This window comes from Streptomyces asoensis (assembly GCF_016860545.1).
In the GTDB taxonomy this organism is placed as follows: Bacteria; Actinomycetota; Actinomycetes; order Streptomycetales; family Streptomycetaceae; genus Streptomyces; species Streptomyces asoensis.
The window spans coordinates 1,825,396-1,837,842 of the sequence record NZ_BNEB01000005.1; the positions used below are offsets into that span (position 1 = coordinate 1,825,396).

Consider the following 12,447-nt stretch of genomic DNA (forward strand, 5'->3'; position numbering starts at 1 on the left):
CGCTCCCCCGCGCCCCGCGCTGCGGGGCCGGCCGTTCCGGCTGGCCTTTCCGCCGGTCTCCGGCATGCTGCGCCCCCGTCCGGCGCTGACCGGACTGCTCGTCGCCGCGGGCGCGTTCCTGCTGTTCTGCCGGGGACTGACGCTCGGCGACTACCCCGTGCCCTTCGCCGACGTCGTCCGGGCGCTCGGCGGCGCGGGCGACCCCGGCACGCTCGTCGTCGTACGGGACCTGCGGCTGCCCCGGGCGCTCACCGGGGCGCTGGTCGGTGTCGCGTTCGGCGTCTCGGGGGCCGTGTTCCAGACGATGACCCGCAACCCCCTGGCCAGCCCCGACATGATCGGGCTGACCGAGGGCGCCGGGACGGCCGTGGTGGCGTCCGTCGTCCTCGGCCGGACCGGCGGCCTCGGCCTGTCGGCCCTGGGGCTGCTGGGCGCGCTCGCGACGGCGCTGCTCGTGTACGCCCTGGCGTGGAAGGGCGGCACCACCGGGTACCGCATCGTCCTCGTCGGCATCGGCGTCTCCTGGATCTGCACCAGCGCCACCGACTTCCTCGTGGCGCGGGGCAGCCGCTTCCAGGCGCAGGAGGCCATCGGCTGGCTGGTCGGCAACCTCAACGGCCGCACCTGGGGCCAGGTCGACACGCTGGCCGTCGCCCTGGCCGTCCTCCTGCCGGTCACCCTGGCCATGACCCGCTGGATGCGCACGCTCCAGCTCGGTGACGACGTGGCCGCGGGCCTCGGCACGCCCGTCCAGGCCGTCCGTCTGGCCCTGCTGCTGGCCGGGGTGGGGCTCGTCGCCTTCGGCACGGCCGCGGCCGGTCCGGTGGCCTTCGTCGCCCTCGCCTGTCCGCAGATCGCCCAGCGGCTGGCGGGCACCGCGTCGCCGCCGCCGATCGTCTCCGGTCTCACCGGCGCGCTGGTCGTCCTCGGCTCCGACCTCCTCGCCCGCGAGGCGGTCCCCGGGACGGAACTGCCGGTCGGGATCGTCACCGGCGCCCTCGGCGCGCCGGTCCTGCTGTGGCTGCTCATCCGCGCCAACCGCGCGGGCTCTGGAGGCTGATCGCATGTCGACCACCGACCCGCGCACCCCGCGGCCGACCCCCACGAAGGGCCGCGCCGGCCTGCCGTACGGGCCGGCCGGCGCGCCCGACGCACCCGCCCCGGCCGGGCACGGCGCTCGCACCGGCGCCCGGGGGCCCGAACTGCGGGCCAGGGACCTGCATCTCGCCTACGACGGACGGACGGTGGTGGAGGACCTCGACCTCACCGTGCCGACCGGGCGGATCACCGCCATCGTCGGCGCCAACGCCTGCGGCAAGTCGACCCTGTTGAGGGCCCTCGCCCGGCTGCTGACACCTCGTCACGGTGTCGTCGAGCTGGACGGTGCCGCCCTGCGCTCGATCCCCACCCGCGAACTCGCCCGCGCCCTCGGCATCCTGCCGCAGACCCCGGTGGCGCCGGAGGGACTGACCGTCTTCGACCTGGTCGGCAGGGGCCGTTCACCGCACCAGACCTGGTGGCGGCAGTGGTCCGCGGCGGACGAGGAGGCCGTGCACGGGGCACTGGCGGCGACCGGCCTGACCGACCTCGCCGACCGCCCCGTCGACGAACTCTCCGGCGGCCAGCGGCAGCGCGCGTGGATCGCGATGGCCGTCGCCCAGGGCACCCCCGTGCTCCTGCTCGACGAACCGACGACCTACCTCGACCTCGCCCACCAGATCGACGTGCTCGACCTGATCACCGACCTCAACCGGCACGAGGGGCGCACGGTCGTCATGGTGCTGCACGACCTCAACCAGGCCTGCCGGTACGCCGATCACGTCATCGCCATGAAGGGCGGCCGCGTGGTCGCCGAGGGCGCGCCCGCCGAGGTGGTCACCGAGGCCACCGTCGAGGACGTCTTCGGCCTGCGCTGCCGGATCACCACCGACCCCGTCAGCGGCACCCCGATGGTCATCCCGCTGGGCCGGCACCACCACGACGACCCCGGCACGACGCCCCCCGCCCCACGGTCCGTCCCGGCAACGATCGCCGACTGAACCCGAGTGCCGAGCCCCCCGGGGTGCTCGGCACTCGGGCATGCGGGCGTGCGGGCGCACCCCGCGCGCCCGTGGCCGCCGTTCACGGACGGGACGTCAGGTATCCCCCCATCGTGCGGAAGTACTCGCCGGCCGCGTACTCCGTGCCGTCGTCGGTGCGCACCCGCCGGACGAGGAGTCCCCGGCAGCGGCCCGACCAGGATTCGGCGCCCGCGACCACGACGACGCCGTCCCCCTCACGGATGAAGATCCGGCCCGGGGTGCCGCCGTACCGCCCCTCCGAGACGGCCGCGGAGACGATCCTCAGCCGGCGGCCCCGGTGGAAGGCGTACGCGTTCGGGTACGGGTCGGACTGGGCCCGCACCAGCCGCTCCAGCCGTTCGGCGGGCCAGTTCCAGTCGATGCGGCTGTCCTGCGCCGACCGCTTGTGGAAGAAGCTGGCCCGGGCGCGGTCCTGCGGCACCCACCGGCCGGCGTCACGGCCGGATGCGATGAGGTCGAGCGACTCGCGCACGATCGGCGCGATCAGGTCGACGGTCCGGTGGAACAGGTCGGTCGCCGTGTCGGCGGGCCCCACCGGCACCGAGCGCTGCACCAGGACGTCCCCGGCGTCGAGTTCGGCGTTCATGCGATGGGCGGTCACGCCCACCCGCTCCTCGCCGTTGAGCAGCGCCCAGATGATCGGCGAGAACCCGGCGTACGACGGCAGCAGCGAGTCGTGGATGTTGAGGGTGCCGTGCGGGGGGAGGTCGAACAGCTCCGGGGGCAGCCAGGTGCGCCAGTTGTTGGCGACGATGATGTCCGGACGGGCGTCCGCGACGGCGGCCAGGAGTTCGGCGTCGTCGGGGCGGTTGCGCAGCAGGACGGGAACGTCGTGCTTCTCGGCGAGTTCGGCGACGTCGTCGTCCCAGATCTTCTCGTAGGCGTGCTCGCTCTTCGGATGGGTGACGACGAGAACCACCTCGTGGTCGGAGTCCAGCAGCGCCTGAAGCGTGCGGTGGCCCCAGGTCTGGTAGCCGAGCATGACGACCCGCATGACGGTCCTCCCCTTCAACGACTCATTGCAAGGTAAGCCTTACCTTATCTAGCATGGGCCTGCCTGAGGAGGCGATGCCAAGGTGAAGTCACCGCTCACGGGTTCCGGCGTCATACACGACGTCATCGGAATCGGATTCGGTCCATCAAATCTCGCTCTGTCCATCGCGGTCGAGGAACACAACACGAGCCTTCCGGCAGACCGCCGCCTCAACGCGCTGTTCCTGGAGCGCCAGCCGCGCTTCGGCTGGCACCGGGGCATGCTGATCGACGACGCCACGATGCAGGTGTCCTTCCTCAAGGACCTCGTCACCCTGCGCAACCCGACCAGCGACTTCAGCTTCCTCTGCTTCCTGCGCGAGCGGGGCAGACTGATCGACTTCCTGAACCAGAAGACCCTCTTCCCCCTGCGCATGGAGTTCCACGAGTACTTCGAATGGGCCGCCGGGCGCGTCTCCCACCTGGTGGAGTACGGCAGCGAGGTGGTGCGTGTCGAGCCGGTGCGCGGGGACGACGGGGAGGTGGCCTTCTTCGACGTCACCAGCCGCGGCGCCACCGGCGCGGGGGCGACCGTGACCCGCCGGGCCCGCAACATCAGCGTGGCCACGGGCCTGGAGCCGCATGTGCCGCCCGGCCTGGAGCTCGACGAACACGTTTGGCACAACAGCGAGTTGATCCCGCGCGCGCAGCGGCTGGCCCACTCGGGCGCCCCGGTTCGGCGGGCCGTCGTGCTCGGCGCCGGGCAGAGCGCCGCCGAGGCGGTGGACTACCTGCACCGCACCTTCCCCGAGGCCGAGGTCTGCTCGGTCTTCGCCAAGTACGGCTACACCCCGGCCGACGACAGTCCCTTCGCGAACCGCATCTTCGACCCGGAGGCGGTCGACGTCTACTTCTCCTCGCCCTCCGAGGTGAAGCAGTCGCTGCTCGACTACCACCGCTCCACCAACTACTCCGTGGTGGACATGGAGTTGATCGAGGCCCTGTACGCCACCGCCTACCGGGAGAAGGTGGCCGGGCGCGAACGGCTGCGCTTCCTCAACGTCTCCCGGGTCCGCGCGGTCGACCAGGGCGCCGACGGCGGTCTCGACGTCACCGTGGAGTTCCTGCCGACCGGCGAACAGCGGCTGCTCGCCGCCGACGTCCTCGTGCTCGCCACCGGCTACCGGCCCCGCGACCTGGCCTCGCTGCTCGGCGAGGCGGCCAAGCTCTGCCTGCGCGACGACGGGGACGAGGTCCGGGTGGGCCGCGACCACCGGGTGGAGACGGCACCGGAGGTGACCGCGGGTCTCTACCTCCAGGGCGGGACCGAGCACACCCACGGCCTGACCAGCACGCTGCTGTCGACCGTGGCGGTCCGGGCGGACGAGATCCACCGCTCCGTGCTGGCCGCGAGGGCGACGGTCTGACCCGCCCCGGCTCCCCGGGCCCGGAGGAAACGGTCCCTCCGGGCCCGGGGCCCGCGGCGACGGCGGGCGGCCACCCGCGCCCGCCGTCTCAGTGCGTCCGGTAGGGCCCGTGGGTCCAGCGGCCGTCCGTCATCGTGGCGTGCACGGGCATCGTGCGCAGGGTGTCCGTGTCGGCGCGCGCGGGGTCCACGTCCACGAGGACCAGGTCGGCGGGGTCGCCCACCCGTACGAACCGGCGTCCGCGGGCCGCCGCGACCAGCGCGTCGGGGACGGTCAGGCACTGCTCCGGGTGCCAGGCGGGGCGTCCGTCGTCGGTCCGGCCGACGGCCGAGGCGACGGCGAGCCACGGGTCGAGCGGCGACACGGGGGCGTCGGAACCGAACTCCAGGCGGGCCCCGGCGGCCAGCAGATCGGCGTAGGCGAAGGCGCGTGCGGTGCGTCCGGCCCAGTGCCGGTCGGCCACGTCCCGGTCGTCCGTCGCGTGCCGCGGCTGGACCCCCGCGGTGACGCCCAGCCGCGCGAACCTCGGGAGGTCCTCGGGGCTGAGCAGCTGCGCGTGCTCGATCCGGCCGCGGCAGCGCACGTCCTCGAAGGCGTCCAGGGCCACCGTGTTGGCGTGGTCGCCGATCGCGTGCACGGCGGGCCGGATGCCGTGCGCGGCGGCCCGGCGCATCAGACGCACCAGCTCGCGCGGTGACGTCTCCTCGATGCCGTGCGCGCCCTCCGTGCCCTCGAGGCCCGGATAGGGGTCGCGGCACAGGGCGGTACGGGTGTTCAGCGAGCCGTCGGTGAAGAGCTTCAGGGGGCCCGCCGTCACCAGCCCCGACCCACCGACCGGGTCGCCCGTGCGCAGCCCGCGCTCCACGGCCGCGTCCAGACGGCTCGGATAGACCGCCGCGGCGACGCGCACCGCGGGCCGGAACGCGGCCGAGCGGCGCTCCCAGTCCCCGACCGTGTCGCCGTACTGGAAGTCGATGACCCCGGTGACCCCGCGTGCCGCGGCGGCCTCGCAGGCGTCCGCGATCCACCCGTCGACCACCGCGGCCGGTGCGCCGGGCAGGGCGGCCAGGACCTCGTGGCACTCGGTCTCCCGCACCAGCCCGGTGGGGTGGCCGCCGCGGCCGACGAGGGCGAGGCAGGCCGAGTTGAGCCACGCGGCGTGCAGATCGGCGCTGACCAGGGCGACCGGCCGGTCGGGCAGGGCCGCGTCCAGGAGCGCCTTGTGCGGGGCGTCGGGCCACAGCCCGTCCCGGAACCCGTAGCCGAAGAGCACCGTGCCCCCGCCCCGCGCGTCCCCCGCTCCGCCGCGCCGCCGCACGAGGTCGGCGACCTCCCGCGCGGAGGCGGTCCCGGCGAGGTCCAGCCGGTGCCGGGCGCCGGCCCACTCCGCCAGGTGGACATGGGCGTCCCACAGACCGGGCAGCAGCACCCGTCCGTCCAGGTCGAGGACCCGCTCGCCGTCGGCGGCCGCGACCGGCCCCCCGGTCCCGGTCCCGGCGAAGACATGGGTGATCCTGCCGCCCGCGACCCGCACCCGGGCGAGGGGGCCGCCGGCGCCGAGCCGCACCCGGTCCAGGACCCACGCGCCCTCCGGGGCGGGTCCGTCCGCCGGGCTCCCGCTCCGGGCGCGCGCGTGATCCTCCATGGAGCCTCCATCCACGACGGGCACCCTCGCCGGAACGGCACCCCACCAGGAAAAGTTAGGGTCACCTTACCCGCTTCCCCGGCGGTCGTCGGCGGGTTCGTGCCTACGGGCGCAGGAGAGGGTTCGGGAGCGGGAGGTAGCGGGCGTCGGCGCCGTCCGCGCCCGTCCAGCGCAGCAGCAGGTTGGTCTTGCCCGGCAGAGTGGGCGCGGTGAGCAGCGCGGTGGCCTCGGGGAGGTCGTGACGGGCCAGCTCGCGGCGCACGGCGGGCCACGGGTCGAGGCCGGGGTGGCACTCGGCGAGCGCCGCCGCGACCTCCCACAGATGGTTCACGACCAGGCAGTACACCAGCCGCTCCCAGCCGGCCGACCGCTCGACGTCCGTCAGCAGTTTGACGCCCTCGGCGTCCCGGAACAGGGCCTGCACGGGCATGCCGTCGGCGTCGACGGCGACCAGCGTGTTCTGGAGATGGGCCTCGAGGACGACGCCGTGGTCGGCGAAGGCGCGCAGCGCCGGAGGGACGACGGCCGCCAGGTACGCCTCCCACCAGGCAGCCGGGTCCTGCGCGGCGGCCAGCGGGTCGCCGTCGAAGCCCTCCACGAGGCCCGCGGCGAGCAGCGGGGTGGCGCCGGGCGGCAGCCGGTCCTCCAGCCCGTCGCGGACCAGCACGGCGAGCGCCTCGAAGGCGAAGGACGCGGTGCGGTAGCCCCGGTCGCTGAGCCAGACCGCCGGCGCGCGGCCCGCGCGGCCGCCGTCCGTCGCGAAGGCGCGGACCGCCGCCTCGTCGGTGCGGCGCAGCTTCAGCAGGTCGTGGCGCCACAGGCGGCGGATGTCGTTGGTGATGCGCACGTCGAGGCTGAACTTCAGGCACAGGTCGCGCTCGGGCGCGTAGACCGTCCGTACGGCGGCCGTCGGCCAGGCCTCGAAGCCGGTCGTGCCGAGCCGGACCAGCCGGCCGTCGGCGAAGGCGGGCGCGAGTTCCCGGGCGGCCAGGTCGAGCTGCCAGGGGTGGGCGGGCAGCAACCGGTAGCCGGGCGGGGCCGTGCCGAGGGCGTCGAGCGCGCCGGTGTCGCCCTCCTCGACGAGCGCGTCCTCGCGCAGGCCGAGCAGGACCAGCGGGAAGCGGGCGTGGGCCTCCGGGGCGTACGGCAGCCAGCCGGCCGCCGGGCCCCGGCCGCGCGCCTTGGGTGCGGGGTGGTGGGGGTGGCCGGTGACGAGGGACTGCTCGGAGCGCAGGTAAGCGCCGGCCGGCGGGGTGGCACGCGCGCGTGCGGCGAGCAGCGCGGCGACGGCGTCCCGGCTGGCGGTCATCTCGGCGGGCAGTTCGCTGTGGGACAGGCCGGTGTGCGCCCGCAGCACCTCGGCGGCCAGCGCCACGAGCTGCCGGTGCCCCAGGCGGTGCCAGGCGCCCGCCGCGTACAGCTCGGGCTCGGCGGGCCGCCGTCCGGCCCGCACCCGCAGCAGGCGACCGCCGTCGCCGCCGGGCAGCCGGTACACGGGCCGGTCCGTGCCCGCCGAGCCCGAGCTGTACGCGGCGGGCTGCGGTTCGGCGAGCTCCCTCAACAGACAGTTGAGGAGCGGCGCGGCGGCACAGGCGTCGGCGCGCTCGGCGATGGCGTCGGCGGACGCCGTGGCCTCGGCGGGCGGGGGGATGAGGTCCACGCGATCCACTGGTTCCCTGGTTCCCTACGGTTCTGCTGGGCGGAGACGATCATTATCGCGTCGTCACGGCCCATCGGTGACGCCGTACCCGCACTCTCAGGAGCCCACCCGTGCACCCTCCTCCCACCGCCGAGGCCGAGCTGGCCGCGGAACTGGCCGTCGTCCGTCCCGCTCTCGGCCCCCGGTTCACGGCCGCGCTGCCCGGGGCGAGGGCGGCCGTCCTGACCAGGCTGTGGCGGGCCCTGGTCCACGAGCCGCTGCCGTGGATCACCCGCCGGGAGGAGTCCGGCGGGGAGTGCCTGCTGCGGCTGGCGGACGGCCGTCGTCTGCACGGCCCCCTCCCGGACCCGTACGCGACCGCCGCGCGGGTGACGCAGGTGCGGCTGGACGGAGTCGCCCACGGCGACCCGGCGCGGCTGATGACGGAGCTGGGGGTGCCGCACGCCTCCGGATTCGCCGCCGAACTCGCCCACAGCGTGGCGTCGATGGCGCTGTCGCGGGCCGGCCAGGAGCCCGGCACGAGCCTCCTGCGGGACCCGGACGAGTGGCCGGTGCACGACTGGGAGTGGGAGCAGCGCGTGGTGGACGGGCATCCCTACCATCCCAACTGCCGTTCCAGGCCCGGGTTCACGGTGGCGGAGCAGCTGGCGTACGGGCCCGAGCACCGGGTGCCGGTACGGCTCGGGCTGCTGCCGGTGCCGGCCGACGAGTGTCTGGTGTCGGGCGAGTGGCCCGGGGAACTGCGGGACGGGGACCGGCTGGTGATCCCGGTCCATCCGTGGCAGGCCTCGCACGTCTTGAAGCGGACCTGCGAGCGGGGGATCGACGCGCGCCCGCTGATGTCGCTGCGTACGCTCGCCCTTCCCGGCGACCGGCACGTCAAGACCGCGCTGAGCACGCGGCTGACGTCCTCCGTGCGGGACATCTCCGTCGGGTCCGTCACCTCCTCGGCGGTGCTGTCGGAGTTCGCGCAGACCCTGACGCCGTACACCGGCGGCCTGCTGCACATGACCCGCACCCTGGGCGCGGCCACCGCCCACTCCCCCGATCTGGCGGCCGTGCTGCGCGAGTCGCCGCGGGTGTACGCGGCGCCGGGCGAGCACGTCGTGCCGGTGGCCGCGCTGGCAGGCACCGCGCTGCCGAGTTCGCCGCGGTGGCTGGCGGACTTCACGCGGCTCGCGCTGACCGTCGGACTGAGGCTGCTGGAGCTGGGCGTGGCGCTGGAGGCGCACGGCCAGAACCTGCTGGTCGTGCTGTCGGCCTCGGGCGCCCCGCTGCGGCTGGTCTACCGCGATCTGGCCGACATCCGGGTGGGTCCGGCCCGGCTGGCCCGGCACGGCGTCCCGCTGCCGGACCGGCTGCCCGAGCGGATCCGCACGGACGACGTGACCGCGCTGCGGCGCAAGCTGTTCGGTTCCCTGGTGGCGGGAGCGCTGGCCGCGACGGCGGGGAGCCGTGCGGCCCTGGGGGCGGCGCTGGAGACGGCCGTGCGGGATCTGCCGCGCTCGCCGGACCTCGTGGCGCTGTGCGAGGAGCCGCTTCCGGCGAAGGCGCTGACGCTGATGCGGTTGTCGGAGGGCACCGCGGGCGACCGATGGGCCGCACTGCCCAACCCCTTGAGCACCGGCATTTTCTGACGAGCCATCGGGTCGACGCGGAACGACCGGTCGGGCGCGCCGGGTCCGCGACCGGCGCCGCGATCGGTTCCGCCGCCGTTTTGTGGCCGGACACCTCTGATCAATAGGATCCGCCGATGATCAGAACACAACGGCTGGCGGCGGGCGTCTGCGCCCTGCTCGCCGCGCTCACGGCCGGGCTCGCGTTCCCGGCCGGGGCGGTCGCCGACGAGACCACCGCCACCGCGCCCAAGGTCGACCTGGTCCTCGACGTCAGCGGTTCGATGCGGACGAAGGACATGGACGGCGGGACGCGGATGGCCGCGGCCAAGCAGGCGTTCAACGAGGTGCTGGACGCGACCCCGGAGAACGTCCTGCTCGGCATCCGCACGCTCGGCGCCAACTACCCCGGGGACGACCAGAAGACGGGCTGCAAGGACACCGCGCAGCTCTACCCGGTCGGCCCGCTGGACCGGACCGAGGCCAAGACGGCGGTGGCGACCCTGTCGCCGACCGGCTGGACACCGATCGGCCCCGCGCTGCTGAAGGCGGCCGGCGACCTCGACGGCGGCACCGGCTCCAAGCGCATCGTGCTGATCAGCGACGGCGAGGACACCTGCGCGCCGCTCGACCCGTGCGAGGTGGCCCGCGAGATCGCGGCCAAGGGCATAGGCCTGACCATCGACACGCTCGGGCTGGTGCCCAACGTCAAGATGCGCCGGCAGCTGAGCTGCATCGCCGAGGCCACCGGCGGCACCTACACCTCGGTGGAGCACACCGACGAACTCACCGACCGGGTCAACCAGTTGGTCGACCGGGCCGCCGACCCCGTGGTGACGCCGGTCGCCACCGAGGGCGCGGCCTCCTGTTCCGCGGCCCCGGCGCTCAAGTCCGGGCTGTACACCGACCGCGAGGAGTTCGGCCAGGAGCGCTGGTACAAGGTCGACGTGAAGCCGGGGCAGGAACTGCGCGCCTCGGTGAGCGTGGCGGCCGACCGGGCCATGAACCCCGACTACGGGGTGCTGCTGCGGGCGGTCACGGTGCACGGCCGGGAGATCGTGCGCGGCGAGGCGGCCGGCAACGGCCGTACCGACGTCATCTCGACCGGGCTGCGCTACCCGAAGGCGGAGAGCGACGACGACGAGGCTCCTGCCGAGACGGTCTGCGTGCAGGTGACCAACTCCTACTCGGCCGCCGCGGGCGTGAAGACCACGCCGGGCATGCCGCTGGAACTGACGGTGGACGTGGTCGGCAGCCCGTCACCGGCGGGCGACGTGGCCTCCTTCGGCCTCGGGCGCGGCTGGTGGCTGCTGGGCGTCCTGGTGCTGTTCGGCTTCCTCGCGGGTGTGCTGTGGGGCTGGGTGTCACGCTGGCGGATCGCGGTCTGGAGGACCAACTGATGCGTGTCTCACGAGTGTTGAGCGGCGCCCTGCTGGCGCTCGGACCGGTGCTCGGGCTGGCGCTCGGACCGGCGGCCGCTTCGGCCGCGGCCGACTCCACCCCCTCGGCGAGCCCCTCGGACGACTCCTCCGCGCCGACCGAGGCGGGTACGTCGTTCCGTACGGCGACCGAGATCGACCAGGGACAGACGGCGACGGCGAGCGGATCGGCCGGTGACTACCTCTACTGGTCGTTCCCCGCGGACACCGGCCAGCGCCCGACGGTCCGGGCGACGGTGAAACTGCCCGCGGCCCACACCGGGCAGACCTGGCAGGTCGACGTCTACGACGGTCTGCGGCGCCGCCAGGCCTGCCAGTACGGGGCGCAGACGCGCACCGCCGCGCCGGGCACGGCCTCGGTGGAGCTGGCCTGTGTGCTGCGCACGGTCCGCGCCTGGTCGGAGCCGTGGGCCGACGACCCGCTGCCGGGCACGTACTACGTCCGGCTGACGGTCCTCGGGCTGAAGGCGGCCGACCTGGGCCTGCCGGTCGGCGCGGAACTGCGGGTGGAATCCAAGGACATCGGGGGCTCCGCGGCCGTCGACGGTTCGCTCGCGGAGCCGCTCGTTCCCGGTATCGCCGTCGGGACGAAGGCGGAGGAGGACGACTCGTCGGCCTCGGCCGTGCTGTCGAGCATCGAGCCGGACGACGGCTGGGCGTCCGGCTGGTGGTCGGACCGGTGGGTGTGGACCGCGGTCGGCGCCGTGCTCGCCGCCCTCGCCGGTATCGGCGGGTACACGCTGACGCGTGGTTCCGGACGGCCGAGGCACGTGCCGCCGGGCGCCTGACGCCCGCCGGACACCCCCTCGGAAGGCCTGCCGCCACCGGCGGCAGGCCTTCCGCCACGAGCGGCACCGCACGGGCGCCCCGGTGTCACGCGTTTCTCAGGGCCTTGGCGATCGCGCCGTCGCCGGTGACCTCGATGCGCCCGGCGCGCACCTCCTGCGGGACGGTCGACCGGCCCTGGGCGACCGCCGTACAGGTGCCCGCGTCCAGGACCAGCCGCGCGTCGGGCTCGGCGGGCGCCGGCCCGTCCCCGTACACGGGCCCGCCCTCCGCGCCGACGTGCAGATGGAACTCCCCCTCGTCGAGCCGGACTTCGACCAGCCCGGCGCCTGCGGACACCGCAGCCTCGTCCGTGAGCCCGCGCAGCAGCGGCAGCGCGAACCAGTGCGCCCGCAGGGCGTCGGTGGGGCGGCGCTCACCGAGTTCCCCTTCGCCCCACTCCCCCAGCGCCTGGAGGACGGGCAGCAACTCCCTGCCTCGTCCGGTGAGTTCGTACACATAGGCGGCGCCCGGCGGAGGCAGCCTGCGGCGGGTGGTCAGCCCGTCCCGCTCCATGTCCTTCAGCCGCGAGGCGAGCACGTCCGTGCTCACTCCCGGCAGGTCGGCGTGCAGGTCCGTGTAACGGCGCGGGCCGGCGAGCAGCTCCCGGACGATCAGCAGGGTCCAGCGGTCGCCGACGACGTCGAGCGCGCGAGCGGCGGAACAGTACTGGTCGTAGCTTCGGCGAGGTGACATGGCACGCAGTCTAGACATGTCGTTGGACTTTCCAAGCTGGAACTTGGTAAAACCAAGCATCACAACGAACCGGAGGGGCGAGCGCG

Annotated in this window: 10 protein-coding genes; 6 read left to right on the forward strand and 4 right to left on the reverse strand. The window is 74.5% G+C overall.

All coding sequences use genetic code 11. The features are described from left to right. Positions 1 to 64: 64 nt before the first annotated feature. Positions 65 to 1,060, forward strand: coding sequence for a FecCD family ABC transporter permease (locus Saso_RS30835; RefSeq protein ID WP_189923403.1), 996 nt, complete (start codon positions 65 to 67; stop codon positions 1,058 to 1,060). A 4-nt stretch (positions 1,061 to 1,064) separates the two neighbouring features. Beyond that, positions 1,065 to 2,039 (forward strand): ABC transporter ATP-binding protein, encoded by a 975-nt coding sequence (locus Saso_RS30840; RefSeq protein ID WP_229901329.1) that lies wholly within the window; start codon positions 1,065 to 1,067, stop codon positions 2,037 to 2,039. A gap of 82 nt (positions 2,040 to 2,121) precedes the next feature. On the opposite strand, the gene Saso_RS30845 is transcribed toward Saso_RS30840, so the two are convergent. After that, on the reverse strand, positions 2,122 to 3,075 hold the full coding sequence (locus Saso_RS30845) for a methionyl-tRNA formyltransferase (protein WP_189923274.1): 954 nt from the start codon (positions 3,073 to 3,075) through the stop codon (positions 2,122 to 2,124). Between the two features lie 82 nt (positions 3,076 to 3,157). Between Saso_RS30845 and Saso_RS30850 the strand changes: the two genes are divergently transcribed. Next, a complete protein-coding gene (locus Saso_RS30850) occupies positions 3,158 to 4,480 on the forward strand; it encodes a lysine N(6)-hydroxylase/L-ornithine N(5)-oxygenase family protein (RefSeq protein WP_189923272.1) in 1,323 nt (440 codons plus the stop codon). 88 nt (positions 4,481 to 4,568) lie between these two features. Here the strand turns inward: Saso_RS30850 and Saso_RS30855 are convergent, their stop codons facing one another. Then, complete coding sequence (locus Saso_RS30855; protein WP_189923270.1) at positions 4,569 to 6,125, reverse strand: amidohydrolase; 1,557 nt, start codon at positions 6,123 to 6,125, stop codon at positions 4,569 to 4,571. A gap of 103 nt (positions 6,126 to 6,228) precedes the next feature. Next, complete coding sequence (locus Saso_RS30860) at positions 6,229 to 7,794, reverse strand: IucA/IucC family protein (protein WP_189923268.1); 1,566 nt, start codon at positions 7,792 to 7,794, stop codon at positions 6,229 to 6,231. Positions 7,795 to 7,895: 101 nt separating this feature from the next. On the opposite strand from Saso_RS30860, the gene Saso_RS30865 reads away from it, so the two are divergent. The 3 genes from Saso_RS30865 to Saso_RS30875 all read left to right on the forward strand — a co-directional run bounded on the left by Saso_RS30865 (position 7,896) and on the right by Saso_RS30875 (position 11,628). Continuing rightward, complete coding sequence (locus Saso_RS30865) at positions 7,896 to 9,422, forward strand: IucA/IucC family protein (protein ID WP_189923266.1); 1,527 nt, start codon at positions 7,896 to 7,898, stop codon at positions 9,420 to 9,422. Positions 9,423 to 9,538: 116 nt separating this feature from the next. Beyond that, positions 9,539 to 10,801 (forward strand): VWA domain-containing protein, encoded by a 1,263-nt coding sequence (locus tag Saso_RS30870; protein ID WP_189923264.1) that lies wholly within the window; start codon positions 9,539 to 9,541, stop codon positions 10,799 to 10,801. Beyond that, entirely contained in the window at positions 10,801 to 11,628 is an 828-nt protein-coding gene (locus Saso_RS30875) for a hypothetical protein (protein WP_189923262.1), read from the forward strand. The genes Saso_RS30870 and Saso_RS30875 overlap by 1 nt, the downstream gene beginning before the upstream one ends. 85 nt (positions 11,629 to 11,713) lie before the next feature. On the opposite strand, the gene Saso_RS30880 is transcribed toward Saso_RS30875, so the two are convergent. Then, on the reverse strand, positions 11,714 to 12,361 hold the full coding sequence (locus Saso_RS30880; RefSeq protein WP_189923260.1) for a winged helix-turn-helix transcriptional regulator: 648 nt from the start codon (positions 12,359 to 12,361) through the stop codon (positions 11,714 to 11,716). Positions 12,362 to 12,447: the final 86 nt, after the last annotated feature.